34 protein-coding genes and 1 tRNA gene are annotated in these 22,595 nt (G+C 70.2%); 28 read left to right on the plus strand and 7 right to left on the minus strand.

The genetic code is table 11. The annotated features are described in order from the left end of the window. Positions 1-18: 18 nt before the first annotated feature. The 7 genes from recA to L107_RS15865 all read right to left on the minus strand — a co-directional run bounded on the left by recA (position 19) and on the right by L107_RS15865 (position 6,976). Positions 19-1,218, minus strand: a complete 1,200-nt coding sequence (recA, locus tag L107_RS15835; protein ID WP_236550737.1) for a recombinase RecA — start codon at positions 1,216-1,218, stop codon at positions 19-21. Positions 1,219-1,382: 164 nt separating this feature from the next. After that, the gene (locus L107_RS15840; RefSeq protein WP_159820407.1) at positions 1,383-2,177 is read right to left on the minus strand and encodes an HAD family hydrolase; all 795 of its coding nucleotides are present in this window, start codon (positions 2,175-2,177) and stop codon (positions 1,383-1,385) included. Positions 2,178-2,198: 21 nt separating this feature from the next. Further along, a tRNA-Gln gene (locus L107_RS15845) sits at positions 2,199-2,270 on the minus strand. A gap of 113 nt (positions 2,271-2,383) precedes the next feature. Further along, entirely contained in the window at positions 2,384-3,985 is a 1,602-nt protein-coding gene (locus tag L107_RS15850) for an AAA family ATPase (protein ID WP_201295924.1), read from the minus strand. A 98-nt stretch (positions 3,986-4,083) separates the two neighbouring features. Further along, complete coding sequence (locus L107_RS15855) at positions 4,084-5,136, minus strand: LdpA C-terminal domain-containing domain (protein WP_159820409.1); 1,053 nt, start codon at positions 5,134-5,136, stop codon at positions 4,084-4,086. 72 nt (positions 5,137-5,208) lie between these two features. Then, a complete protein-coding gene (locus tag L107_RS15860) occupies positions 5,209-6,468 on the minus strand; it encodes a sodium:proton antiporter (RefSeq protein ID WP_159820411.1) in 1,260 nt (419 codons plus the stop codon). Between the two features lie 46 nt (positions 6,469-6,514). Continuing rightward, the gene (locus L107_RS15865) at positions 6,515-6,976 is read right to left on the minus strand and encodes an NAD(P)H-quinone oxidoreductase subunit N (RefSeq protein ID WP_106221679.1); all 462 of its coding nucleotides are present in this window, start codon (positions 6,974-6,976) and stop codon (positions 6,515-6,517) included. 412 nt (positions 6,977-7,388) lie between these two features. On the opposite strand from L107_RS15865, the gene rplC reads away from it, so the two are divergent. The 28 genes from rplC (at position 7,389) to rpsI (ending at position 22,593) form a co-directional block, all read left to right on the plus strand. Beyond that, positions 7,389-8,036 carry a 50S ribosomal protein L3 gene (rplC, locus tag L107_RS15870; protein WP_159820413.1) on the plus strand — a complete coding sequence of 216 codons (648 nt, stop codon included), beginning with the start codon at positions 7,389-7,391 and terminating at the stop codon, positions 8,034-8,036. A gap of 11 nt (positions 8,037-8,047) precedes the next feature. Next, positions 8,048-8,683 (plus strand): 50S ribosomal protein L4, encoded by a 636-nt coding sequence (gene rplD / locus L107_RS15875; RefSeq protein ID WP_159820415.1) that lies wholly within the window; start codon positions 8,048-8,050, stop codon positions 8,681-8,683. Beyond that, on the plus strand, positions 8,676-8,978 hold the full coding sequence (locus tag L107_RS15880; protein WP_015109402.1) for a 50S ribosomal protein L23: 303 nt from the start codon (positions 8,676-8,678) through the stop codon (positions 8,976-8,978). The genes rplD and L107_RS15880 overlap by 8 nt, the downstream gene beginning before the upstream one ends. Positions 8,979-8,993: 15 nt before the next feature. Continuing rightward, complete coding sequence (rplB, locus tag L107_RS15885) at positions 8,994-9,857, plus strand: 50S ribosomal protein L2 (protein ID WP_094586022.1); 864 nt, start codon at positions 8,994-8,996, stop codon at positions 9,855-9,857. 35 nt (positions 9,858-9,892) lie between these two features. Then, a complete protein-coding gene (gene rpsS, locus L107_RS15890) occupies positions 9,893-10,168 on the plus strand; it encodes a 30S ribosomal protein S19 (RefSeq protein WP_015109404.1) in 276 nt (91 codons plus the stop codon). A 4-nt stretch (positions 10,169-10,172) separates the two neighbouring features. After that, on the plus strand, positions 10,173-10,532 hold the full coding sequence (rplV, locus tag L107_RS15895; protein WP_015109405.1) for a 50S ribosomal protein L22: 360 nt from the start codon (positions 10,173-10,175) through the stop codon (positions 10,530-10,532). A 19-nt stretch (positions 10,533-10,551) separates the two neighbouring features. Continuing rightward, positions 10,552-11,280 carry a 30S ribosomal protein S3 gene (gene rpsC, locus L107_RS15900; RefSeq protein ID WP_015109406.1) on the plus strand — a complete coding sequence of 243 codons (729 nt, stop codon included), beginning with the start codon at positions 10,552-10,554 and terminating at the stop codon, positions 11,278-11,280. 16 nt (positions 11,281-11,296) lie between these two features. Then, complete coding sequence (gene rplP, locus L107_RS15905) at positions 11,297-11,755, plus strand: 50S ribosomal protein L16 (RefSeq protein ID WP_106221673.1); 459 nt, start codon at positions 11,297-11,299, stop codon at positions 11,753-11,755. Between the two features lie 2 nt (positions 11,756-11,757). Next, entirely contained in the window at positions 11,758-11,970 is a 213-nt protein-coding gene (gene rpmC / locus L107_RS15910) for a 50S ribosomal protein L29 (protein WP_159820417.1), read from the plus strand. Positions 11,971-11,986: 16 nt separating this feature from the next. Further along, a complete protein-coding gene (gene rpsQ, locus L107_RS15915) occupies positions 11,987-12,238 on the plus strand; it encodes a 30S ribosomal protein S17 (protein ID WP_094586018.1) in 252 nt (83 codons plus the stop codon). Positions 12,239-12,248: 10 nt separating this feature from the next. Beyond that, positions 12,249-12,614: a 50S ribosomal protein L14 gene (gene rplN, locus L107_RS15920; protein WP_015109410.1), complete on the plus strand. Its 366-nt coding sequence runs from the start codon at positions 12,249-12,251 to the stop codon at positions 12,612-12,614. Between the two features lies 1 nt (position 12,615). After that, complete coding sequence (rplX, locus tag L107_RS15925) at positions 12,616-12,972, plus strand: 50S ribosomal protein L24 (RefSeq protein WP_106221671.1); 357 nt, start codon at positions 12,616-12,618, stop codon at positions 12,970-12,972. Positions 12,973-13,094: 122 nt separating this feature from the next. Next, entirely contained in the window at positions 13,095-13,634 is a 540-nt protein-coding gene (gene rplE, locus L107_RS15930; RefSeq protein WP_015109412.1) for a 50S ribosomal protein L5, read from the plus strand. Between the two features lie 20 nt (positions 13,635-13,654). Next, a complete protein-coding gene (rpsH, locus tag L107_RS15935; RefSeq protein WP_106221669.1) occupies positions 13,655-14,056 on the plus strand; it encodes a 30S ribosomal protein S8 in 402 nt (133 codons plus the stop codon). A 16-nt stretch (positions 14,057-14,072) separates the two neighbouring features. After that, on the plus strand, positions 14,073-14,612 hold the full coding sequence (gene rplF / locus L107_RS15940; RefSeq protein WP_159820419.1) for a 50S ribosomal protein L6: 540 nt from the start codon (positions 14,073-14,075) through the stop codon (positions 14,610-14,612). Positions 14,613-14,644: 32 nt separating this feature from the next. After that, positions 14,645-15,010: a 50S ribosomal protein L18 gene (rplR, locus tag L107_RS15945; RefSeq protein WP_106221667.1), complete on the plus strand. Its 366-nt coding sequence runs from the start codon at positions 14,645-14,647 to the stop codon at positions 15,008-15,010. A 14-nt stretch (positions 15,011-15,024) separates the two neighbouring features. After that, positions 15,025-15,690 (plus strand): 30S ribosomal protein S5, encoded by a 666-nt coding sequence (gene rpsE / locus L107_RS15950; RefSeq protein WP_015109416.1) that lies wholly within the window; start codon positions 15,025-15,027, stop codon positions 15,688-15,690. Between the two features lie 8 nt (positions 15,691-15,698). Next, entirely contained in the window at positions 15,699-16,154 is a 456-nt protein-coding gene (gene rplO, locus L107_RS15955) for a 50S ribosomal protein L15 (RefSeq protein ID WP_106221665.1), read from the plus strand. A 107-nt stretch (positions 16,155-16,261) separates the two neighbouring features. Continuing rightward, positions 16,262-17,581 (plus strand): preprotein translocase subunit SecY, encoded by a 1,320-nt coding sequence (secY, locus tag L107_RS15960; RefSeq protein WP_015109418.1) that lies wholly within the window; start codon positions 16,262-16,264, stop codon positions 17,579-17,581. 24 nt (positions 17,582-17,605) lie between these two features. Continuing rightward, a complete protein-coding gene (locus L107_RS15965) occupies positions 17,606-18,157 on the plus strand; it encodes an adenylate kinase (RefSeq protein ID WP_159820421.1) in 552 nt (183 codons plus the stop codon). Positions 18,158-18,200: 43 nt separating this feature from the next. Next, positions 18,201-18,314 (plus strand): 50S ribosomal protein L36, encoded by a 114-nt coding sequence (rpmJ, locus tag L107_RS15970; RefSeq protein ID WP_006173336.1) that lies wholly within the window; start codon positions 18,201-18,203, stop codon positions 18,312-18,314. A gap of 66 nt (positions 18,315-18,380) precedes the next feature. Next, positions 18,381-18,746 carry a 30S ribosomal protein S13 gene (gene rpsM / locus L107_RS15975; RefSeq protein WP_015109420.1) on the plus strand — a complete coding sequence of 122 codons (366 nt, stop codon included), beginning with the start codon at positions 18,381-18,383 and terminating at the stop codon, positions 18,744-18,746. 177 nt (positions 18,747-18,923) lie between these two features. Next, the gene (rpsK, locus tag L107_RS15980) at positions 18,924-19,316 is read left to right on the plus strand and encodes a 30S ribosomal protein S11 (RefSeq protein ID WP_015109421.1); all 393 of its coding nucleotides are present in this window, start codon (positions 18,924-18,926) and stop codon (positions 19,314-19,316) included. 82 nt (positions 19,317-19,398) lie between these two features. Continuing rightward, positions 19,399-20,337 carry a DNA-directed RNA polymerase subunit alpha gene (locus tag L107_RS15985; protein WP_094586008.1) on the plus strand — a complete coding sequence of 313 codons (939 nt, stop codon included), beginning with the start codon at positions 19,399-19,401 and terminating at the stop codon, positions 20,335-20,337. A 46-nt stretch (positions 20,338-20,383) separates the two neighbouring features. Continuing rightward, positions 20,384-20,734, plus strand: coding sequence for a 50S ribosomal protein L17 (rplQ, locus tag L107_RS15990; protein ID WP_015109423.1), 351 nt, complete (start codon positions 20,384-20,386; stop codon positions 20,732-20,734). Positions 20,735-20,744: 10 nt separating this feature from the next. Continuing rightward, the gene (gene truA, locus L107_RS15995) at positions 20,745-21,590 is read left to right on the plus strand and encodes a tRNA pseudouridine(38-40) synthase TruA (protein WP_159820550.1); all 846 of its coding nucleotides are present in this window, start codon (positions 20,745-20,747) and stop codon (positions 21,588-21,590) included. A gap of 146 nt (positions 21,591-21,736) precedes the next feature. After that, positions 21,737-22,189: a 50S ribosomal protein L13 gene (gene rplM, locus L107_RS16000; RefSeq protein ID WP_015109425.1), complete on the plus strand. Its 453-nt coding sequence runs from the start codon at positions 21,737-21,739 to the stop codon at positions 22,187-22,189. Continuing rightward, positions 22,186-22,593 carry a 30S ribosomal protein S9 gene (rpsI, locus tag L107_RS16005; protein WP_015109426.1) on the plus strand — a complete coding sequence of 136 codons (408 nt, stop codon included), beginning with the start codon at positions 22,186-22,188 and terminating at the stop codon, positions 22,591-22,593. Before rplM ends, rpsI begins: the two co-directional genes overlap by 4 nt. Positions 22,594-22,595 lie beyond the last annotated feature (2 nt).

Genomic DNA, 22,595 nt, shown 5'->3' on the forward strand with positions numbered 1-22,595 from the left:
GTTCCGTGACCCCCGCGATCAGCCGGCGGCGGGCAGCACCTCCGGTTCGGCGGCCTCGCCACCGGGCGCAGGCTTGGCCGCCGCCAGCTTGGCCGCCGCCGCCAGGGGCTTCATCGAGTTGGCGGTGACTTCGGAGCCCTCGGTGAGCTTCTGACGGGTGAGCGACTCGATCACCTCCTTGGGCGCGGGGTTCTGCTCCAGCCAGGCGATCGTGTTGTCGCGGCCCTGGCCGATGTTGTCGCCCTCGTAGCTGTACCAGGCGCCCTTGCGGGTGACCACGCCCGTTTCCTCGGCCAGATCGAGCAGACAGCCCAGGGTGCTGATGCCGCGGCCGAACAGGATGTCGAACTCGGCGATGCGGAAGGGGGGTGCCACCTTGTTCTTGGCCACCTTCACCTTGGCCCGGATGCCGTACTCCTCGGTGCCGCGCTTGAGGGTCTGGATGCGGCGGATGTCGAGTCGCACCGAGGCATAGAACTTGAGGGCGTTGCCACCGGTGGTGGTTTCCGGGTTGCCGTAGGTGACGCCGATCTTCTGGCGCAGCTGGTTGAGGAAGATCACCGTGCAGCCGGACTTGCCGATGTTGCCGGTGATCTTGCGCATGGCCTGGCTCATCAGCCGGGCCTGGCTGCCCACCGCCAGGTCACCCATCTCCCCCTCGATCTCGGCCCGGGGCGTGAGGGCCGCCACCGAGTCGACGACGACGATGTCGACGGCGGCCGAGCGGACCAGCTGGTCGACGATCTCCAGGGCCATCTCGCCGGTGTCCGGCTGGGAGACCAGCAGGTTCTCGATGTCGACCCCGAGGGCGGCGGCATAGACCGGATCGAGGGCATGCTCCGCATCCACGAAGGCCGCCACGCCGCCGCGCTTCTGCACCTCGGCGATGGCATGGAGGGTGAGGGTGGTCTTGCCGGAGCTCTCCGGCCCGTAGACCTCCACCACCCGGCCCTTGGGATAGCCGCCCCCGAGGGCCAGATCGAGGGTGAGCGCCCCGGTGGGGACCGTTTCCACCCGCATGCGGGAGGCATCCCCCAGCCGCATGATCGAGCCCTTGCCGAAGTTGCGCTCGATCTGGGTGAGCACCAGGCCCAGGGCCTTGTCGCGCTCCGCGGCGGCCCGGGGATCGCCGCTGGGGGCGGCGGCGGACACGTAGGAGGTGGACGGGGTGGAGGAAGACGCGGCGGCGGCGGCCGTGGCCCTGGAATCGGCAGGCATGGTGGGGGTGGGTGATGGAACGGGCCGCAGCAGGCCGGAGCCGTGCAGACGGGTGGTGGGAGAGGGGGCCGGAACCAGGCGCCATCCTGCGACCTCTGGACAACCAGTGCCACCCGGAGAGGCCGGCGTATCAATCCCGTGTAGTACGGGCGTACTCTAGCGGTTCATGGCCAGAGCGCCAGGGGGGCCTCGAAGCCGGCGGGCTCCAGCCAGTGGATGCCCAGGGGGGCCAGCCCCTCCCCGTCCCCGGGACCCAGGTACCCCCACGACACCAGACAGCAGCGCACCGCCTCCAGCCCGGGGGTCCGCCGCACCAGCTCCAGGGTGGGGCGGCGGTCCTCAATGAACCACAGGGGACGCTCCGAGGGGTCATGCCCGGCCACCAGCTGCGCCAGCACCGACGGCTTGCTGCCCTGTTCGTGGCCGTACAGGGCCAGGGGCGTGAGGCCGGCGGCGGCCAGCAGCCGGGCGGCGAAGGCCCCGCCCTTGGTGGTGAGCACGGCCCAGTCGGCCCCCTCCGCCGCCAGACGGCCCAGGCGCGCCTCGACGCCGGGGTAGAAGCGGTGCAGGGCCAGCCAGGCGTCGAGATCGGTGGCGATGGCCTCGGCCCGCAGCCCCTCGAGCGCCAGCTGCAGCTGGTCGGTCGTCCAGCCCCAGCGCCGCAGGGCCGCTCCGAGGAAGGTGTCGTAATCGGCCAGGGCGGCGGCGAGATCGACGTCGGGCCGACCCAGTTCGGCGGCCATCAGCACCATCTCCCAGCCCTTGTGGATCAGGGGCCGCAGCACGGCGAACCCAGGCGGCGCCTGCTCCGGCAGGTGCCAGGCGGCGGGGGCGGCGCTCGCACCGGCGGCTCCGCCCACCAGGGCCAGGGCCGCCCGCCGGGCCGACCACCAGTACTCGGCCATGCCGTCCACCAGCACGCCGTCGAAATCGAACACCAGCAACGGGCGTTCAGGCACCGGTGAAGAAGAGAGAAAAAACTGGGCCGCTAGGATTCGAACCTAGGAATGTCGGGACCAAAACCCGATGCCTTACCGCTTGGCGACGGCCCAATCAAGCCCATGGGATGGGGCAGGCGTCGGTGCGAAACCGGCGCCCTGCTAGTTACCCACAGCGGCTGGTCCTTCGTCAACTCGCCGGCACCCACCCCCGGCGGCAGGCCCCTTCAGGCGGGGAAGACCCGCAGGCGCTGCTGCAGGCCGCGGCCGAAGACGGCACTGCGCAGCCGGTAGTGGTGCACCAGCTCGGCCTGCAGGGCCCGCACCGCCTCGCTGCGGGGCAGCAGCTCCACCGGCCGTCCCTCGGGGAGCACCACCTGCTCCACCGCCAGCCGGCATTCCTCCAGGGCCGCGTGGGCGTCGTCGAGGCGGGCCGGTGCGGCCGGTTCCCCTCCGTCCGCCCCGTCTCCCCCCCGTCGCCGTTCCAGCAGGCGCTCCATGGCCCGCTGCAGCTGGTGGGGGGTGTCGGATTTGATCACCAGGATCGGCAGGCCGAGCTCGCGGGCCTGGCGGCGCAGCTCCGGGTCGCGCCCCAGCTGGCCCCGCACGCTCAGCACCGCATCGGCCTGCTCCGGGCCCTCCACCACCTGCACCGGCAGCTGGCGGCGGCGCACGGCCTCCTCCAGCTGCTGGGCCGCCAGCCCCACCCCATAGACCCGCAGGGCGGGCGACGCCGGGGCTGGGGTGGCGGCGGCGGGCCGGGGGGCCGTCGGATCGGGCAGGGGCACCACCGCCAGGGGGGCGGGGCCCGGGCGACGGGGGGGCGCAGGGGGGGTGGCCCAGGCGGGCGGCGGGGCGGGGCGGACGGGGCCGTCGTCGCGCAGTACCAGGCGGCCGTCGCCGCCCAGCTCCCGCACCTGGGGGTGGGTGGGCTGGCCGCGCAGCAGCAGGTCGACGGTGCCGGCCACGTCGCGGTGCACCAGCCAGCGATGGCGGCTGTGCATCTCCACCGCCAGGGGGAAGGTGGGCTCGGCCGCCCGTTCCAGCACGGTCTTCTGGGTGCGGCGGCGGCGGGCCTCCTCGTCCCCCAGGGTGACCGACTGGATCCCGCCCACCAGGTCGCTGAGGGTGGGGTTGCGGATCAGGTTGGCCAGTTCGTTGCCGTGGGCCGTGGCCACCAGCATCACCCCCCGTTCGGCGATGGTGCGGGCCGCCTGGGCCTCCAGTTCGGTGCCGATCTCATCGATGACGATGACCTCGGGCATGTGGTTCTCCACCGCCTCGATCATCACCTGGTGCTGCAGCTCCGGGCGGGCCACCTGCATCCGCCGGGCCCGGCCGATGGCGGGGTGGGGGATGTCGCCGTCACCGGCGATCTCGTTGCTGGTGTCGATCACCACCACCCGGCGCTGCAGATCGTCGGCGAGCACCCGGGCGATCTCCCGCAGGGCCGTGGTCTTGCCCACCCCGGGGCGGCCCATCAGCAGCAGCGACTGGCCCGTGTCCAGCAGGTCGCGCACCATCGCCACCGTGCCGAACACCGCCCGGCCCACCCGGCAGGTGAGCCCCACCACGTCGCCGGTGCGGTTGCGGATGGCGCTGATGCGGTGCAGGGTGCGCTCGATGCCGGCGCGGTTGTCGCCGCCGAAGGGACCGAGACGCTGCAGCACCGCCGCCAGGTCGGCGCGCTCGATCGCCTCGGTGCCCAGCGCCAGCACCCGGCCGGGATAGCGGGCCTCCGGCACCCGCCCCAGGTCGAGCACCACCTCCAGCAGGCCCTCCCGCTGCTCGGGCCCGGCCAGGACCCGCTGCACCACGGGCGGCAGCACGGCCAGCAGACGGTCCAGGTCGTCGGTGACCCGCTGGGGGGAAAGGGAAGGGGGAGGCGAAGGCTCCAGGGGGCGGCGGGGGGAGCTGCCCGTTCGTTCTAGCCGGGCCCGGGGTCCGCCAGACCCCGGGGGGCGGCGACACCGCGGGCCAGCCAGGGGGCCACCAGCGCCTCGGCCAGGGCCAGGGCCCGGGGCCAGAGCAGGGGGAGGTCGAGCAGCCGCCGCCCCTCGGCCTGGGCCTCCTGCAGCAGGGGCTGGAGCTGGCGGCGGGCCACCCCGCCGAAGGCCACCCCGGCCGCCCGGGGCCCGGCCGCTGGGGAGCGGGCCAGCACCGCCAGGGTGTGGGCGTTGGTGCCGCCGGCCAGCTGCAGCGGCCCCGGCGGCGCCAGCGGCCCCAGCCGCTCCAGCAGGCCCACCGCCGCATGGGCCGTGCCGACCCCCACATCGCCGCTCATCGGCCGGCCGTCCAGCTGCCAGAGGGGCCGGAAGCCGGCCCCGCGCAGCAGCCGGAACCGCTGCCAGAGCTCCGACGCCAGCCCATCCACCGTCGTCCCGCCCTCCAGGGCGGCGCTGACCGCCACCCGGCGCAGCGGCACCCCGCTGGCGACCAGCTGGGCCACCCGATCGCCGAAGGCCTCCAGCCGCCCCGGCCGGGTGTGGAGCTCCACGGCGTCCGGGGCCAGCTGCGCCAGCAGCGGGCCCACCCCGGCCGCCTCCAGCACCTGGCTGCGCTCCTCGATCAGCCCCAGGGGGCAGGCCGGCAGGCAGCGGCCGCAGCCGTAGCAGCGCTCCTCCACCACCCCCGTGCCGCCGATCGCCAGGGCGGGGCAGACCCGCTCGCAGGGCCGGGGGCAGGCGGGCGGGCAGCGGTCCGGATCGAACCAGGCCTTGCGGAAGTGGGGGTCGAGGCCGTCACTAAGGCTGACCATCAGCCAGGGACGGGCCGCGCCCCTGGCTTCGGCCCAGGCCATGCCCCGCCGCGCCGCGGCCACCACCGGCGGATCGGCGGCCACATCGATGCAGTGGACCCCGGCCAGGGCATGGATGCCGGCCAGGTCCTCGATGGCGACCAGATCCTGGTTGCTGGCCCCGCCGATCAGCTTCACCCAGCCGCCGGCGGCCAGGGCCTGCTCGGGATCCGGCCGGACCATCGGCGCAGGGCCCCGGGGCAAGGCACCCATGGCTGGCGCGCGGCAAGGGTCCGATCCTGCCACCGGGGGCCCTCAGCCGGTCCCGCCGGGCAGCTCCGGGGCGACCTCGGGCTGGGCCAGCCCGAGGCGCTGCACCAGCCAGGGGGCGGTGAACCCCTGCAGGCCCACGGTCATCAGGATGGTCAGGAACACCAGCCCCTTGAGGGTGGCGCCGCCGGGGACCTCGGCCCGGTCGAGCTCGAGGGCGAACAGGCTCACCACCGCCGCGGTGACGATGCCCCGCGGAGCGATCCAGCTGAGCAGGGCCTTTTCCTTCCAGTCGAGGCTGGGGAGCCCGATGCCGGTGAGCTGGATCAGGGGCCAGCGCATCAGCATCAGGGCGAGCACGCAACCCAGGCCGCCCAGGCCGAGGGGGCTCAGCTCCGCCCAGGAGACATCGGCCGCCAGCAGGGGAAACAGCACCGTGATGGCCAGCATGGCCAGCTGGCGGATCAGCTCGTCGAGCTGGCTGGCGGCCGCATCGAGGCGCAGCCCCACCACCACCCCGGCGCCCACCGCCGCCGGCAGGCCCGACTCCGGCAGCAGGGCCTCACAGCCGCTGAACATCAGGAACAGCACGCCGAGGGTGAGCTGCAGCTCCAGCCCGTTCCCTCCGGCGGCGGGCGCCCCCTCGGCCCCCCGGGAGGCCGCGACGGCACCGAGCCGCCGCAGGGCCTCCGAGAGCAGCAGCCCGGCCAGCCCGCCGAGGACCACCCCGCCCCCGAGTCGCAGCAGCAGGCGGGAGGCCACCTCCTGCCAGCTGCCCAGGTCCCCCAGGGTCACCTGGAGCAGCACCAGGCCGAGCACGGCACTGACCGGCTCGAGGATCAGCCCCTCGGCCTCCAGCAGCTGACCCAGCTTCGGCGCCAGGCGCAGCTGGCGCACCATCGGGGTGACCACGGTGGGGCCGGTGGCCAGGGCGATGGCGCCGTAGACCAGCGCCAGGGACCAGGGCAGGCCCGCCAGGAGGTGGGCCAGCAGGGCCGCCAGGGGAAGGCCCAGCACCAGGCGCACCAGCACCAGCTGCAACACCGACCGCTGCAGATCGCGGCCGGCCAGGCGCAGGTTGAGCCCCCCGTCGAAGAGCACCAGGCTCACCAGCAGGCCGACCAGGGGCTCCAGACCGGCGCCCAGGTTCTCGGGATGGACCAGATCGAAACCGGCATGGCCCGTCAGCAGACCGATCGCCAGCAGCAGCACCACCGCCGGCTGGCCGGTGAGCCAGGCGGTGGCCTGGGCCAGGGAGCCGGCGAAGAAGGCCGAACCCCAGATCAATCCGAGCCGCTCACTCAAGGCCCTGGAGTCGCGGAACGGGCCCAGGCTATGGGGTGGACTCAGCTCAGGCGGGCAGGAGCTGCTCGAGGGGCTGCCAGCGCAGGGCCCGGGCGCCGCCCATCTCCACCACCAGCTTCAGGCGGGGTTCGCGGCGGCAGAGCTCGCAGAGGGCAGCCAGCTCGGAGCTGCTGAGCACCTGGCCCTCCAGCAGCCAGAGGAGCACCGGCCCGTCGCCGGCCAGGGCAGGGCCCAGCTGGGGCATGACCCGCTGCACCTCACCCACGGCGGCGGCCCGGCCGACGCTGTGGTGGCCCAGGTGGGGCGGCCGGATGCCGTGCAGCTGCATCAGGTAGGCCTCCGGATCCCCCAGCCCGCGGGCGGAGGTGAGGTGGGCCCGGTAGCCGGCCGCCCGCAGCCGCCGCAGCAGCCGGGTCTCGGCGCCGCCCTCCAGCGGAACGAACAGGGCAAGGGCACCGCAGCGCTCCAGCTCGGTGCGGAAACCACGGCCGGTCATCAGCAGGGGCATCGGGAGCGGCAGGCGAATCGGGGCTGAGTCTGGCAGCCGATGCGGGTCCCAGGGGTGGTGGTGCACACCATGGGGTACTGTTGTCTCTTGTGCCGAAGATCTGTGCCCGTCCGCTAGCCGGGCCTCCAGAGAACGGTACGGGGTCCGTCAGTGGTGACGAACCCTTCCCGGCCCGTACGACTCCTGCAGTGCCCGTCGCTGCCGTGACCGTCGGGATACTGCCAGAAGCCTCACCGCCCCCGGCAAGTCCCAGCCCGCTGATTCGCCTCGCTAGCTCCAGACCCTCGGGTCGATCTGCGATTCCACGAATTCAGCCCCCCCGCCGCCCAGCGGGTCCCCCTCGGATGTCGGGCCTCGGTCCCCATCCCTGGCGGCACGCCGCGGCTGTCCAGCTGGTGTTGTTCTCCCTCCCATGTCCATCGGCATTCTCGGGAAGAAGCTGGGTATGTCCCAGTTCTTCGACGAAGAAGGCAAATCCATTCCGGTCACCCTGATCGAAGCGGGTCCCTGCCGCATCACCCAACTCAAGAGCGAAGCCACCGACGGCTACACCGCGGTGCAGCTCGGCTTCGGCGAGACGCGCGACAAGCTCGTCAACAAGCCCGCCAAGGGCCACCTGGCCAAATCCGGCGAGGCGCCCCTGCGGCACCTCAAGGAGTACCGGCTGGAGGCCATCGACGGCCTCGAGCTCGGGGCCGCCGTCACCGTCGGTGACTTCGCCCCCGGCCAGAAGGTCGACGTCAGCGGCGACACGATCGGCCGCGGCTTCTCGGGCTACCAGAAGCGCCACGGCTTCAGCCGCGGTCCGATGAGCCACGGCTCCAAGAACCACCGCGAACCGGGTTCCACCGGCGCCGGCACCACCCCCGGCCGGGTCTACCCCGGCAAGCGGATGGCCGGCCGTTACGGCGGCAAGCAGATCACGACCCGCGGCCTCACCATCCTCAAGGTGGATGCGGATCGCAATCTGCTCGTGGTCAAGGGCTCGGTTCCCGGCAAGCCCGGCGCCCTGCTCGACATCCGCCCGGCCCGGCGGGTGGGCGTCCCCGCAGCGAACTGAGGAGAACACCCATGACTGACTGTGTGATCCGCGACTGGCAAGGCAAGGAGAGCGGCAAGGCTCCCCTCGACCTCAAGGTCGCCAAGGAGGCATCCGCCAACGGCCTGCTGCACCGCGCCGTGGTCCGCCAGCTGGCCCATGCCCGTCAGGGCACCGCCAGCACCCTCACCCGGGCCGAAGTGGCCGGTGGCGGCCGCAAGCCCTACAAGCAGAAGGGCACCGGCCGGGCCCGCCAGGGTTCCATCCGCACCCCCCTGCGTCCCGGCGGCGGCGTGATCTTCGGACCCAAGCCCCGCAGCTATGCGGTGGCGATGAACCGCAAGGAGCGCCGCCTGGCCCTGCGCACCGCCCTGATGAGCCGCGTCGCGGACATCACCGTGGTGAAGGGCTTCGCCGAGGGGCTCGACACCCCCAAGACGAAGGAGATCACCGCCGCCCTGGCCCGCTTCGGCATCGACGCCGGCGCCAAGGTGCTGCTGATCCTCGACGGCCCTTCCGATGTGGTCTCCCGCTCGGTTCGCAACCTCGAGAAGGTGAAGCTGATCGCCGCCGATCAGCTCAACGTGTTCGATCTGCTCCATGCCAACAAGCTGGTGCTCAGCGAAGAGGCACTGGCGAAGATTCAGGAGGTCTACGGCGATGTCTGAGCGTTTTGCAGGCCGGCTGGCGGACGTGATCCGTCGCCCGCTGATCACCGAGAAGGCCACCCGCGCCATCGAGATCAACCAGTACACCTTCGAGGTTGACCATCGGGCCGCCAAGCCCGACATCAAGGCGGCCGTCGAACACCTGTTCGATGTCAAGGTCGTCGGCGTCAGCACCATGAACCCCCCCCGCCGCACCCGTCGGGTGGGGCGCTTCGCCGGCAAACGCGCCCAGGTGAAGAAAGCGGTGGTGCGCCTTGCCGAAGGCAACGCCATCCAGTTGTTCCCTGAGTCCTGAGGGGTCTGAAACGTCATGGCAATCCGCAACTACAGGCCCAACACCCCCGGCACCCGCACGCTGGTCGTCACTGATTTCAGTGACATCACGGGCAAGAACCGGGAACGGGGCCTGGTGGTGTCCAAGCACCGCCACAAGGGCCGCAACAACCGCGGCGTGATCACCTGCCGCCACCGCGGCGGTGGCCACAAGCGCCTCTACCGCATCGTCGACTTCCGTCGCGACAAGCACGGGGTGAGCGCCAAGGTGGCCGCGATCCACTACGACCCGCACCGCAACGCCCGTCTGGCGCTGCTCTATTACACCGACGGCGAGAAGCGCTACATCCTCGCCCCCGCCAACGTGGCGGTGGGCCAGAGCGTCATCTCCGGCCCGGACGCCCCGATCGAGAACGGCAACGCCCTGCCCCTCTCGGCCATCCCCCTGGGCTCCAGCGTCCACAACGTGGAGCTCTACGCCGGCCGCGGCGGTCAGATGGTCCGCACCGCCGGGGCCAGCGCCCAGGTGGTGGCCAAGGAAGGGGACTACGTCGCCCTCAAGCTGCCCTCCACCGAGGTGCGGCTGGTGCGCCGCGAGTGCTACGCCACCCTCGGTGAGGTGGGCAACGCCGAGCAGCGCAACACCAGCCTGGGCAAGGCCGGCCGCAAGCGCTGGCTGGGCCGCCGTCCGGAAGTGCGCGGCAGCGTGATGAACCCCTGCGACCACCCCCACGGTGGTGGTGAGGGCCGGGCACCGATCGGCCGTTCCGGTCCGGTCACGCCCTGGGGCAAACCCGCCCTGGGCCTCAAGACCCGCAAGCGCAACAAGCCGAGCAACCGGTTCGTGCTGCGGAAACGACGCCGCACCTCCAAACGGAGCCGTGGCGGACGCGACTCCTGATGAATCACACCGCTCTGCCGTTCGCCTGATCCGCCATGGGACGCTCACTCAAGAAAGGCCCGTTCGTCGCCGACCACCTGCTTCGCAAGGTGGAGAAGCAGAACGCCGCCGACGACAAGACCGTGATCAAGACCTGGTCACGGGCCTCCACCATCCTGCCGATGATGATCGGCCACACCATTGCCGTTCACAACGGCAAGGCCCACGTGCCCGTCTACGTGACGGAGCAGATGGTGGGCCACAAGCTGGGCGAATTCGCCCCCACCCGCACGTTCCGCGGTCACATCAAAGACAAGAAGGGAGGCCGCTGATCCGATGGCAACCACCACACCCGACACCCAGGCCCTGGCCCACGGCCGCTTCATCCGAGGTTCCGTGTCCAAGGTGCGCCGGGTTCTCGATCAGATCCGGGGTCGCACCTACCGCGACGCCCTGATCATGCTCGAGTTCATGCCCTACCGCTCCACGGGCCCGATCACCAAGGTGCTCCGCTCCGCGGTCGCCAATGCCGAGCACAACCTCGGCCTCGATCCGGCCACCCTGGTCATCAGCCAGGCCAGCGCCGACATGGGACCCTCCCTGAAGCGGTTCCGGCCCCGGGCCCAGGGCCGCGCCTACGCCATCAAAAAGCAAACCTGCCACATCAGCATTGCTGTGGCAGCGCCCACCGCCTGACCCCCGAGGACACCGCCCGATGGGACACAAGATCCATCCAACCGGCCTGCGCCTGGGGATCACCCAGGACCACCGCTCCCGCTGGTACGCCCCAAGCAAGACCTACCCCGTCCTCCTCCAGGAGGACGACCGGATCCGGTCGTTCATCAACAAGAAGTACGCCGCCGCCGGCATCAGCGACGTGCTGATCGCCCGCAAGGCCGACCAGCTCGAAGTGGAACTCAAGACCGCCCGTCCGGGCGTTCTCGTGGGCCGCCAGGGCAGCGGCATCGAGGAGCTGCGCACCGGCATCCAGAAGACCCTCGGCGACGCCCACCGTCAGGTGCGCATCAACGTGGTCGAGGTGGAGCGCGTCGACGCCGACGCCTTCCTGCTGGCCGAGTACATCGCCCAGCAGCTGGAGAAGCGGGTGGCCTTCCGGCGCGTCATGCGCATGGCGGTGCAGCGCGCCCAGCGGGCCGGGGTGCTGGGTCTCAAGCTCCAGGTGAGCGGCCGCCTCAACGGCGCCGAGATCGCCCGGACGGAGTGGACCCGCGAGGGTCGCGTGCCCCTGCACACGCTCCGCGCCGACATCGACTACGCCACCAAGGTGGCCACCACCACGTACGGGGTGCTGGGCATCAAGGTCTGGGTGTTCAAAGGGGAGGTGCTTCCCGGTCAGCAGGACCAGCTGCCCGTGGGTGGAGCACCGAAACGCCGCGCCAACCGCCGGCCGCAACAGTTCGAAGACCGCTCCAACGAGGAGTGATCAGGAGGCCTGAACCATGCTGAGTCCAAAACGCGTCAAGTTCCGAAAGCAGCAGCGAGGCCGCATGCGCGGCATCGCCACGCGCGGCAACACGATCGCCTTCGGCGATTTCGCCCTGCAGGCCCAGGAGTGCGGGTGGATCACCTCCCGCCAGATCGAGGCCAGCCGCCGTGCCATGACCCGCTACGTCAAGCGGGGCGGGAAGATCTGGATCCGGATCTTCCCCGACAAGCCCGTCACCATGCGGCCGGCCGAAACCCGCATGGGTTCCGGTAAGGGCAACCCGGAATTCTGGGTGGCCGTGATCAAGCCGGGCCGCATTCTCTTCGAGATGGGCGGCCCGGAGATCACCCCCCAGATCGCCAAGGAAGCGATGCGTCTGGCCCAGTACAAACTGCCGGTCAAGACGAAGTTCCTGGCCCTGGCCGATCAGGAGGCCGCCGCTCCCGAACCCGCCCTCGCCGTCGAGTCCTGACCATGGCCCGTCCCACCATCACCGACGTGCGCTCGCTCAGCGACGCCCAGATCGGCGAACAGATCGACGGCGTCCGTCGCGAACTGTTCGACCTCCGCTTCCAGCAGGCCACCCGCCGTCTGGAGCACCCGCACCGCTTCAAGGAGGCCCGCATCAAGCTGGCCCACCTGCTGACGGTGCAGCAGGAGCGTCAAAGCTCCACCGTCGCCTCCTGATTCCCCCTCGATCCCCATGGCACTCAAGGAAAGGGTCGGCACCGTCGTCAGCGACAAGATGGACAAAACGGTGGTGGTGGCGGTGGAAAACCGCTTCCCCCATCCCATCTATCAGAAGACCGTCCGCCGCACCACCCGCTACAAAGCCCACGACGAAGCCAACAGCTGCCGCGTGGGTGACCGGGTCCGGATCACCGAGACCCGCCCCCTCAGCCGCACCAAACGTTGGGCCGTCGCTGAGGTTCTCTCCCCCACCAGCGCCGGCTGAGGAACTCCCCATGATTCAGCAGGAAACCTTCCTCAACGTCGCTGACAACAGCGGCGCCAAGCGCATCCAGTGCATCCGGGTGCTCGGCACCAACCGTCGCTACGCCCACGTGGGTGATGTGATCGTGGCCGCCGTAAAGGACGCCATGCCCAACATGGGCGTCAAGAAGTCGGATGTGGTCAAGGCCGTGGTGGTGCGCACCCGGGCCACGCTGCGCCGGGACACCGGCAACGCGATCCGCTTCGACGACAACGCCGCGGTGATCCTGGGCAACGACAACAACCCCAAGGGCACCCGCGTCTTCGGCCCGGTCGCCCGGGAGCTGCGCGAGCGCAACTTCACCAAGATCGTGTCCCTCGCTCCGGAGGTGATCTGAGATGGCCACCGCAACCCCCAAGGCCCGGCCCGTTCAGCGCATCAAGATGCGCATCCGCAAAGGTGACACCGTTCAGGTGATCGCCGGCAAGGACAAGGGCAAGACCGGCGAGGTGCTGCGCACCCTGCCCAACGAGAACCGTGTCGTGGTGCAGGGCGTCAACCTGCGCACCCGCCACGTCAAGCCCACCCAGGAGGGCGAGACCGGCCGCATCGTCACCGAAGAGGCGTCCCTGCATGCCTCCAACGTGATGCTGTACTCCACCGCCAACAAGGTCGCCAGCCGGGTGGAGATCGTCGTCCAGGAGGACGGCAGCAAGAAGCGCCGGCTCAAGAAGACCGGGGAGGTGCTCGACTGACCGCCCCCCTCCCCGTCGCTCCCCCCATCCCGGCCCGCGACGTCCCCCACGCTCCGCGTCCCTGCCTCCCTCCCCCGTCCGCCTTCTGACCACGTCCAGAAGCGCCCCCCCATCCCCCCGTCATGTCACTCAAACAGCGCTACCGGGAGACGATCCAGCCCAAGCTGCTGAAGGATCTCAACCTCTCCAACGTCCACGAGGTTCCCAAGGTGGTGAAGGTCACCGTCAACCGGGGCCTCGGTGAAGCCGCCCAGAACGCCAAGGCCCTCGAGGCCTCGATCACCGAACTGGCGACCATCACCGGTCAGAAGGTGGTGGTGACCCGCGCCAAGAAGGCCATCGCCGGCTTCAAGATCCGCCAGGGCATGCCGATCGGCGTGGCCGTCACCCTGCGGGGCGAGCGGATGTATGCCTTCCTCGAGCGACTCATCCACCTGGCGCTGCCGCGCATCCGCGACTTCCGCGGTGTGAGCCCGAAGAGCTTCGACGGGCGGGGCAACTACACCCTGGGGATCCGGGAGCAGATCATCTTCCCCGAGATCTCCTTCGACAAGATCGATGCCATCCGGGGGATGGACGTCACGATCGTGACCAACGCCCGTAACGACGAAGAGGGCCGGGCCCTCCTCCGCGAAATGGGAATGCCGTTCCGCAATACCTGAGCCCCCTCCCGGACACGACCATGGCCAACCACGACCCGATCTCAGACATGCTCACTCGCCTTCGCAATGCGAGTGAGAAGCGCCACGAGCGCACCAGGATTCCCGCTTCCCGGCTCTCCCGCAGCATCGCCAACGTGCTGCAGCAGGAAGGCTTCATCGCCGCCATCGCCGAGGAAGGCGAAGGTGTGCAGCGCCACCTGGTGCTCGAGCTGAAGTACAGCGGCAAGCACCGCCAGCCCACCATCCGCTCCGTGCAGCGGGTGAGCAAGCCCGGCCTGCGCATCTACAAGAACACCCGCCAGCTGCCCAAGGTGCTGGGCGGCCTCGGCGTGGCGATCATCTCCACCTCCCGGGGTGTGATGAGCGACCGTGATGCCCGCAAGCAGGGCGTCGGCGGCGAAGTGCTCTGCTACGTCTACTGATCCCAGGAGTTGTTCCATGTCTCGTATCGGTAAAGCCCCGATCCCCATCCCCGACAAGGTCACCGTCAGCCTCGATGGCCTGGCGGTCACCGTGAAGGGACCCAAGGGGGAACTCAGCCGCGTTCTCCCGGAGGGCGTCAGCGTCAGCCAGGAAGGCGGCACGGTGGTGGTGAGTCCCACCAGCAGCCACCGCCGCTCCCGGGAGCGCCACGGCCTCAGCCGCACCCTCGTCGCCAACATGGTGGAAGGGGTCAGCCAGGGCTTCACCCGCAAGCTCGAGATCGTCGGCGTGGGCTACCGCGCCCAGGTCCAGGGTCGCAAGCTGGTGGTCAGCGCCGGCTACAGCCACCCGGTGGAGATGGTTCCCCCCGAAGGGGTCACCTTCTCGGTCGAGAACAACACCTCGGTCTTCGTCACCGGCCCCGACAAGGAGCTGGTGGGCAACGAGGCGGCCAAGATCCGCGGCATCCGTCCGCCCGAGCCCTACAAGGGCAAGGGCATCAAGTACGAAGGTGAGCGGATTCTGCGCAAGGCCGGCAAGACCGGCAAGAAATGAGGTCTGCTCGAGCGTCATCCGTCTGATCCCCCATGTCTTCCCTCTCCCGCAAACAGCAGACCCAGAAGCGTCACCGCCGCCTGCGTCGTCTGCTCTCCGGCACCGCCGACCGTCCCAGGCTGGCCGTGTTCCGCTCCAACAACCACATCTACGCCCAGGTCATCGACGACGACGCCCAGAACACCCTCTGTGCCGCGTCCACCCTCGACAAGGACCTGCGCACCAGCGTCACGGCGGGCGCCAACTGCGAGGCGTCCATCGCGGTGGGCCAGCTCGTCGCCCAGCGCGCCCTCGCCAAGGGCATCCAGCAGGTGGTCTTCGATCGCGGCGGCAACCTGTACCACGGCAGGGTCAAGGCCCTTGCTGACGCCGCCCGGGAAGCGGGCCTTCAGTTCTGATCCCTGCTCTCACCATGACCGAAACCAACGACCAGATCCAGACCGGCGCCGTGCCTGCGGCCTCCGACGTCCCCGCCGCTGCCGAAGGCCAGCAGGAGCAGCGCCGGGGCGGCGGCGGCGGTGGCCGCGGCGATGCCAAGGGTGACCGCCGCGGTGGCGGCGGCCGCGGCCGCGACAACCGCCGCGGCCAGGAACGCGACTCCGAGTGGCAGGAGCGGGTGGTTCAGATCCGCCGCGTCTCCAAGACCGTCAAGGGCGGCAAGAAGATGAGCTTCCGGGCCATCGTCGTCGTCGGCAACGAACGGGGCCAGGTTGGCGTGGGCGTCGGCAAGGCCGGCGATGTCATCGGCGCCGTCCGCAAGGGCGTGGCCGACGGCAAGAAGCATCTGGTCAAGGTGCCCCTCACCCGCACCAGCTCGATCCCCACCCTCAGCAACGGCCGCGACGGCGCCGCCAGCGTGCTGATCCGGCCGGCCGCCCCCGGTACCGGGGTGATCGCGGGCGGTTCGATCCGCACCGTGCTCGAACTGGCCGGCATCAAGAACGTGCTGGCGAAACGGCTGGGCTCCAAGACCCCGCTGAACAACGCCCGCGCCGCCATGCAGGCCCTCGAAGGCCTGCGCACCCACAAGGAGACCGCCAAGGAGCGGGGCATCTCCCTCGAGCAGATCTACTCCTGAGGCCCGCCATGACGTCCTTCTCTCTCAACAGTCTCCAGCCCCAGACGGGCTCCCGCCGGCGCAAGCTGCGCAAGGGTCGCGGCATCGCCGCCGGCCAGGGCGCCAGCTGCGGTTTCGGCATGCGCGGCCAGAAGTCCCGCTCCGGCCGGCCCACCCGCCCCGGCTTCGAGGGCGGCCAGATGCCCCTCTACCGCCGGATCCCGAAGCTCAAGCACTTCCCGGTCATCAACCCCACCCACTACACCGTGATCAACGTGTCGCGGCTGGGTGAGCTGAAGGCCGGCAGCACGGTCAGCCTCGAGTCCCTCGAGCAGGCGGGTCTGGTCACCAGCCCCCGCTACCCGCTGAAGGTGCTCGGCAACGGCGAACTGACCGTGAAACTGACGGTCCAGGCCGCCGCCTTCACCGCCTCGGCCCGCGCCAAGATCGAAGCCGCCGGCGGCACCTGCGAGATCATCGACTGAGGCCGGGCCCTGCCCCGCCCCCAGCCGCGAGCCGCCTGCCCGTAGCCTTGTGCTGCGGCAGGCGGCTCCGGTCGTAGCGACCCGTTCCCCCCACTCCCGATATCACCATGCTCCTCAGCCGGGGGCGCAATCCGAGCGCCGCTGAAATCCTCGTCCAGCTGGTCCAGTCGAAGGGCCTGCGGGATCGGGTGCTCACCACCCTGGGCCTGCTGCTGCTGGTGCGACTCGGCATCTACATCCCGGTGCCCGGCATCGACCGGGTCGCCTTCCAGGACTTCATCCGCCAGGGGGGCCAGCTGATCGGCTTCCTCGACATCTTCACCGGCGGCGGCCTCTCCACCCTGGGCGTGTTCGCCCTGGGCATCCTGCCCTTCATCAACGCCTCGATCATCATCCAGCTGATGACGGCGGCCCTGCCCCAGCTCGAGGAGCTGCAGAAGAACGAGGGGGAGGCCGGGCGCCGCAAGCTGGCCCAGATCACCCGCTACGTGGCCCTGGGCTGGGGCATCCTGCAGAGCATCGTCTTCGCCCTGATCCTGCGGCAGTACGCCCTGCCGGGCCTGCCGGAATGGCTGTTCGTCGTCCAGACGAGCCTGGCCCTGGTGACCGGATCGATGGTGGTGATGTGGATCAGCGAGGTGATCACCGAGCGGGGCATCGGCCAGGGGGCCTCCCTGGTGATCTTCATCAACATCGTCGCCACCCTGCCCAAGGCCCTCGGCTCCACCATCCAGCTGGCCCAGAGCGGCGACCGCGCCACGGTGGGCGGCATCGTGGTGCTGGTGCTGGTCTTCCTGGTGACGATCGTGAGCATCATCTTCCTGCAGGAGGGCAGCCGCCGCATCCCGATCGTCAGCGCCAAGCGCCAGGTGGGCGGCGCCAGCACCCTGGCCTCCCGCCAGAGCTACCTGCCGCTGAAGCTCAACGCCGGCGGCGTGATGCCGATCATCTTCGCCTCGGCGGTGGTGTTCCTCCCCCTCACGATCGCCAACCTCACCAAGAGCCCCTGGCTGATCCGGGTGGCGGGCTACCTCAACCCCACCAGCAGTACCCCCTGGCTCTACGCCCTGGTGTACTTCGCCCTGATCTGCGGCTTCGCCTTCTTCTACGCCTCCCTCACCGTCAACCCGGTGGACATCGCCACCAACCTGAAACGCTCGGGCGTCGCCATCCCCGGGGTGAGGCCCGGATCGGCCACCGCCGACTACCTCTCGGGGGTGTCCAACCGGCTCACCCTGCTGGGGGGCGTGTTCCTGGGGGCCATCGCCATCATCCCCTCGGCGGTGGAAGGGGCCACCCAGGTGCGCACCTTCCAGGGACTCGGGGCCACCTCCCTGCTGATCCTGGTGGGCGTGGCCATCGACACCGCCAAGCAGGTCCAGACCTACGTGATCTCCCAGCGCTACGAAGGACTGGTCCGCCAGTAGGCCCCTTCTCCCGTTTCCCAACCCATGAAACAGCGACTCCTCTTCCTCGGTCCCCCCGGCGCCGGCAAGGGCACCCAGGCCGAACTCCTGGCCGAACGCCACCAGCTGCTGCATCTCTCCACCGGTGAACTGCTGCGGGCGGAAGTCAAGGCGGGCACGGCCCTGGGTCAGGAGGCGGAGGCGGTGATGGCCCGCGGCGAGCTGGTGAGCGATGCCCTGGTGCTGGCGATCGTGCGCAGCCGCCTGGAGGGGCACACGGGCGGCTGGCTCCTCGACGGCTTCCCGCGCAACCTCGCCCAGGCCGAGGCCCTCGATGGCCTGCTGGCGGAGCTCGACCAGCGCATCGAGCGGGTGCTGCTGCTGGAGCTGGAGGACGGCGTGCTGATCCAGCGCCTGCTCTCCCGGGGCCGGGCCGACGACAACGAAGCGGTGATCCGCAACCGCCTGGTGGTGTACCAGGAGCAGACCGCCCCCTTGATCGATCACTACCACCAGCTCGGCCTGCTCTGCAGCGTCGAGGCCTCCGGCACGGTGGAGGAGATCGCCGCCAGGATCGTAGCCAGCTTGACGGACTGATGTGATAAGGTAGCTGTTTGCAAATTCGGAGAGCACAACGCCCATGAAGGTGCGTGCCTCAGTCAAGAAGATGTGCGACAAGTGCCGGGTGATCCGTCGCCACGGCCGGGTCATGGTGATCTGCACCAACCCGAAGCACAAGCAGCGTCAGGGTTGATCCCTCACGCCTTCACGGCGGCCGCCGTCGGCCGCCACCCCCTTTGCCCTCTGATCGTTTCCTGACGTGGCTCGGATCGCCGGTGTCGATATCCCTCGTGACAAGAGGGTTGAGATCTCACTCACTTACGTGTACGGGATCGGGCTCACCAGGGCCCGCAAGATTCTCGCCAAATCGGGGGTCAACCCCGACATCCGGGTGAAGGACCTCAGCGACGGCGACGTGCAGAAGCTGCGCGGCGCCGCCGACTCCTTCGTCCTCGAGGGCGACCTGCGGCGGGAGGAGGGCATGGCCCTCAAACGCCTCCAGGACATCGGCTGCCTGCGGGGTCGCCGCCACCGCATGGGCCTGCCCGTGCGCGGCCAGCGCACCCGCACCAACGCCCGCACCCGTCGCGGCGCCCGCAAGACCGTCGCCGGCAAGAAGAAGTGAGCTCCGGGCCTGCGGGCCCGTCCTCCCTTCCCTGCCTGCACCGCCCTGCGGCCCAGGGCTCTTCGCGGCAGCCCCCAGCCTCCCGGCCCCAGCCCCGCCGCCCTCCCCCTGCGGAGGTCGTCACCGGGGTTCTCCCCAGTCCTCCGATCACCTCCCCGCCACCGCGGGGTCACCGCCATGGCCAAGCCCACCAAGAAGACCGGCCCCAAGAAGGCCAAGCGCAACGTCCCCAACGGCGTGGCGCACATCCAGAGCACCTTCAACAACACGATCGTCTCGATCACCGACACCGCCGGTGAGGTGGTGAGCTGGTCGTCGGCCGGCGCCAGCGGCTTCAAGGGAGCCCGCAAGGGCACCCCCTTCGCCGCCCAGACCGCCGCCGAGGCCGCCGCCCGTCGCGCCCTTGAGCAGGGCATGCGTCAGATCGAAGTCCTGGTGCGCGGCCCCGGCTCCGGCCGGGAAACCGCCATCCGCGCCCTCCAGGTGGCCGGTCTCGAGATCACCCTGATCCGCGACGTCACCCCCCTGCCCCACAACGGCTGCCGCCGGGCCAAGCGCCGCCGGGTCTGAGCCCCCGGAGACTCTCCGGCCTCCCTCCCGCCTTCCCCGGGCCGCCATCGCGGCCACCGTTCCCTTTTCACCTCCTCAGACCGTGTTGCACTACCAGATCGATCGGGTCGAGCACCAGGTCGCCGACGACCGTTCCCAGACGGGCGTCTTCCTGATCGGCCCCCTGGACCGGGGTCAGGCGACCACCCTCGGCAACGCCCTGCGGCGCGTGCTGATCGGTGGTCTCGAGGGAAGCGCCATCACGGCGGTGCGTCTCTCCGGCGTGAACCATGAGTACGCCACCGTGCCCGGGGTGCGCGAGGACGTGCTTGACATCCTGCTGAACTGCAAGTCGGTGCCGGTCAACAGCCGCAGCCGTGACCTGGAGATCGGCCGTCTGATGGTCAACGGCCCGGCCAGGGTCACCGCCTCGGATCTGCAGTTCTCTCCCCAGGTGCAGGTGATCGACGGCGACCGGGAGATCGCCACCGTGGCCGAGGGCCACAGCCTGGAGATGGAGGTGCACGTCGAGCGCGGCGTCGGCTACCGGCCGGTGGATCGCCACAACGAGGACACCTCCGCCATCGATCTGCTGCAGATCGATGCGGTGTTCATGCCCGTCCGCCGGGTCAACTACACCGTCGATGAGACGGCGGTCGGCGAGGGCGGTTCGGCCCACGAGCGCCTGCGCATCGAGATCGAGACCAACGGCAGCGTCACCCCCGACGACGCCATGGCCCAGGCCGCCAACCAGCTGATCAGCCTGTTCCAGCCCCTGGCCACCCTCACCATGACCGAGGAGCCCGGCCTGGAACCCGAGCCTTCGGCCGAGGCCCAGATTCCCCTGGAGGAGCTCAACCTCTCGGTGCGCGCCTACAACTGCCTCAAGCGCGCCCAGGTCAACTCCGTCTCCGACCTCATGGGCTTCAGCTACGAAGACCTGCTGGAGATCAAGAACTTCGGTTCCAAGTCCGCCGACGAGGTGATCGAGGCCCTCGAGAGGATCGGCATCTCCCTGCCCCAGAGCCGCACCAGCGGCTGATCGGCGGTTTCCCCTTCCCCGTTTCGCCACCCGCCCCGTCCCCACCATGCGACACCAGTGCCGAGTCCCCCTGCTGGGACGCCCCGCCGACCAACGCAAGGCCATGCTGCGTGGTCTGACCACCCAGCTCATCCGCGAAGGCCGCGTCACCACCACCAAGGCCCGTGCCAAAGCCCTGCGTGATGAAGCGGAGCGCATGATCACCCTGGCCAAGGACGGCACCCTCGCCGCCCGTCGCCGCGCCATCGGCTACATCTACGACAAGCAGCTGGTGCACGCCCTGTTCGACAAGGCCCAGGACCGCTACGGCGACCGCCAGGGTGGCTACACCCGCATCATCCGCACGGTGCGCCGCCGGGGCGACAACGCCGAGATGGCCATCATCGAGCTGGTCTGAGCGAGCGGGTCTGAAACGGATCGCCCTCTCGCTGCAGTACCACGGAGCCGCCTTCCACGGCTGGCAGCGGCAGGCCCATCACCCCAGCGTCCAGGAAACCCTGGAGGCCGCCATCGAGGCCCTCGACCCGCACCGTCCCGTCCGGGCGGTGGCGGCCGGGCGCACCGACACCGGGGTTCATGCCGCCGCCCAGGTGGTCCACTTCGATGCCGCCGGCCCCATCCCCGTGACCCGCTGGGCCAAGGCCCTCAACGGCCGCTTGCCGCCCACGGTGCGGGTGCGGGCCGCCGCCGAGGTGCCGGGCGACTGGCATGCCTGCTTCAGTGCCACCTACCGGCGCTACCGCTACACGATCTTCAACGCCCGCACCCCCAACCTGTTCCTGGCCCCCTGGAGCTGGCATCGCTATCCATGGCGGCTGGATGAGGCCCGGATGGCCCGTTGCCTGGAGGCCCTGCTCGGGGAGCACGATTTCTCCGCCTTCCAGCGGGCCGGCAGCCGCCGCGCCCACGCCCGCACCACCCTGCAGGCGGTGCGGGTCGAGCGCTGCGGCGATCTGCTGGTCACCGAGGTGCAGGCCAGCGGCTTCCTCTACGGCATGGTGCGCCTGCTGATGGGCCAGCTGGTGGCGGTGGGGGAGGGTCGCCTGGCGGCCGAAGAGTTCCTGCACCGCTGGCGCAGCGGCGCCCGCCACGCCGTCAAGGAGGCCGCACCGCCCCAGGGCCTCTGCCTGCTGCGGGTGGGCTACCCGGAGCCGGTGTTCCCTGAGGCTGCCTGGTATGATTGTCAACCGCGATTTCTGTTGGATTCGCGCGATCCTCCCGCCGATCCCTTCGGCGACGATCCGATCGGCTGAGTGCCCTGCAGGGAGCCCCGTCCGGTGGCCCCAGGCAGATGGCACCTCTCCGAATTCGCCGGATCCGGCGACACGGTAGGGTCGAATCTTCCTGTCCCGACCCATCCGGCTGCGATGGGCTCACCCCAAACCGGCCCGCCGGCGCGATGAACAAGACAACCCCACCCTCCATCGATTCGCTCGAGCGCCAGTGGTATCTGGTCGACGCAGCGGACCAGACCCTCGGCCGTCTCGCCAGTGAAGTGGCGCAGGTGCTGCGCGGCAAGAACAAGCCCACCTTCACGCCCCACCTCGACACGGGTGACTTCGTTGTGGTGATCAACGCCGACAAGGTGCGCGTCAGCGGCAACAAGGCCACCCAGAAGATCTACCGGCGCCACTCCGGTCGCCCCGGCGGCATGAAGACCGAAACCTTTGAGCACCTGCAGGCCCGCCTGCCGGAGCGCATCATCGAGAAGGCGATCAAGGGCATGCTTCCCCACAACGCCCTGGGCCGCCAGCTGTTCCGCAAGCTGAAGGTCTACAAGGGCGCCGAGCATCCGCACGCCGCCCAGCAGCCCCAGCCCCTCGCCCTCGATCCCGCCGCCGCCGCCCAATGACCAGCACCTCCAACCGCGTCGTCTACTGGGGCACCGGCCGTCGCAAGACCGCCGTCGCCCGTGTGCGGGTGGTCCCCGGCAGCGGCAGCGTCACCATCAACGGCCGCCCCGGCGACAACTACCTCAACTACAACCCCGTCTACCTGGCGGCGGTCAAGGCTCCCCTGCAGACCCTGGGTCTGGAGGCCCAGTACGACCTCCTGGTCAACGTGCGCGGCGGCGGCCTCACCGGCCAGGCCGATGCCATCAAGCAGGGTGCGGCCCGCGCCCTGTGCGATCTGTCCCCCGACAACCGCAAACCCCTCAAGATCGAAGGCCACCTGAGCCGCGATCCCCGGGCCAAGGAGCGTCGCAAGTACGGCCTCAAGAAAGCCCGCAAGGCTCCCCAGTTCTCCAAGCGCTGATT

This window comes from Cyanobium sp. Copco_Reservoir_LC18 (genome assembly GCF_009834675.1).
In the GTDB taxonomy this organism is placed as follows: Bacteria; Cyanobacteriota; Cyanobacteriia; order PCC-6307; family Cyanobiaceae; genus Cyanobium; species Cyanobium minutissimum.

What these genes read in the sequence shown, in the direction of transcription:
- L107_RS15865 (WP_106221679.1), bottom strand. Translation starts at nt 6,976, where the DNA reads ATGCCCCTGCTGATGACCGGCCGTGGTTTCCGCACCGAGCTGGAGCGC.
- rplR (WP_106221667.1), top strand. Translation starts at nt 14,645, where the DNA reads ATGTCTTCCCTCTCCCGCAAACAGCAGACCCAGAAGCGTCACCGCCGC.
- rpsH (WP_106221669.1), top strand. Translation starts at nt 13,655, where the DNA reads ATGGCCAACCACGACCCGATCTCAGACATGCTCACTCGCCTTCGCAAT.
- L107_RS15965 (WP_159820421.1), top strand. Translation starts at nt 17,606, where the DNA reads ATGAAACAGCGACTCCTCTTCCTCGGTCCCCCCGGCGCCGGCAAGGGC.
- rplX (WP_106221671.1), top strand. Translation starts at nt 12,616, where the DNA reads ATGGCCACCGCAACCCCCAAGGCCCGGCCCGTTCAGCGCATCAAGATG.
- recA (WP_236550737.1), bottom strand. Translation starts at nt 1,218, where the DNA reads ATGCCTGCCGATTCCAGGGCCACGGCCGCCGCCGCCGCGTCTTCCTCC.
- rpsC (WP_015109406.1), top strand. Translation starts at nt 10,552, where the DNA reads ATGGGACACAAGATCCATCCAACCGGCCTGCGCCTGGGGATCACCCAG.
- rplE (WP_015109412.1), top strand. Translation starts at nt 13,095, where the DNA reads ATGTCACTCAAACAGCGCTACCGGGAGACGATCCAGCCCAAGCTGCTG.
- L107_RS15880 (WP_015109402.1), top strand. Translation starts at nt 8,676, where the DNA reads ATGTCTGAGCGTTTTGCAGGCCGGCTGGCGGACGTGATCCGTCGCCCG.
- rplQ (WP_015109423.1), top strand. Translation starts at nt 20,384, where the DNA reads ATGCGACACCAGTGCCGAGTCCCCCTGCTGGGACGCCCCGCCGACCAA.
- rpsK (WP_015109421.1), top strand. Translation starts at nt 18,924, where the DNA reads ATGGCCAAGCCCACCAAGAAGACCGGCCCCAAGAAGGCCAAGCGCAAC.
- rpsQ (WP_094586018.1), top strand. Translation starts at nt 11,987, where the DNA reads ATGGCACTCAAGGAAAGGGTCGGCACCGTCGTCAGCGACAAGATGGAC.
- rplV (WP_015109405.1), top strand. Translation starts at nt 10,173, where the DNA reads ATGGCAACCACCACACCCGACACCCAGGCCCTGGCCCACGGCCGCTTC.
- rplC (WP_159820413.1), top strand. Translation starts at nt 7,389, where the DNA reads ATGTCCATCGGCATTCTCGGGAAGAAGCTGGGTATGTCCCAGTTCTTC.
- secY (WP_015109418.1), top strand. Translation starts at nt 16,262, where the DNA reads ATGCTCCTCAGCCGGGGGCGCAATCCGAGCGCCGCTGAAATCCTCGTC.
- rpsE (WP_015109416.1), top strand. Translation starts at nt 15,025, where the DNA reads ATGACCGAAACCAACGACCAGATCCAGACCGGCGCCGTGCCTGCGGCC.
- rpmC (WP_159820417.1), top strand. Translation starts at nt 11,758, where the DNA reads ATGGCCCGTCCCACCATCACCGACGTGCGCTCGCTCAGCGACGCCCAG.
- rplD (WP_159820415.1), top strand. Translation starts at nt 8,048, where the DNA reads ATGACTGACTGTGTGATCCGCGACTGGCAAGGCAAGGAGAGCGGCAAG.
- L107_RS15855 (WP_159820409.1), bottom strand. Translation starts at nt 5,136, where the DNA reads ATGGTCCGGCCGGATCCCGAGCAGGCCCTGGCCGCCGGCGGCTGGGTG.
- rplO (WP_106221665.1), top strand. Translation starts at nt 15,699, where the DNA reads ATGACGTCCTTCTCTCTCAACAGTCTCCAGCCCCAGACGGGCTCCCGC.
- rpsI (WP_015109426.1), top strand. Translation starts at nt 22,186, where the DNA reads ATGACCAGCACCTCCAACCGCGTCGTCTACTGGGGCACCGGCCGTCGC.
- rpsS (WP_015109404.1), top strand. Translation starts at nt 9,893, where the DNA reads ATGGGACGCTCACTCAAGAAAGGCCCGTTCGTCGCCGACCACCTGCTT.
- rplB (WP_094586022.1), top strand. Translation starts at nt 8,994, where the DNA reads ATGGCAATCCGCAACTACAGGCCCAACACCCCCGGCACCCGCACGCTG.
- rplF (WP_159820419.1), top strand. Translation starts at nt 14,073, where the DNA reads ATGTCTCGTATCGGTAAAGCCCCGATCCCCATCCCCGACAAGGTCACC.
- rplM (WP_015109425.1), top strand. Translation starts at nt 21,737, where the DNA reads ATGAACAAGACAACCCCACCCTCCATCGATTCGCTCGAGCGCCAGTGG.
- rplN (WP_015109410.1), top strand. Translation starts at nt 12,249, where the DNA reads ATGATTCAGCAGGAAACCTTCCTCAACGTCGCTGACAACAGCGGCGCC.
- rplP (WP_106221673.1), top strand. Translation starts at nt 11,297, where the DNA reads ATGCTGAGTCCAAAACGCGTCAAGTTCCGAAAGCAGCAGCGAGGCCGC.
- rpmJ (WP_006173336.1), top strand. Translation starts at nt 18,201, where the DNA reads ATGAAGGTGCGTGCCTCAGTCAAGAAGATGTGCGACAAGTGCCGGGTG.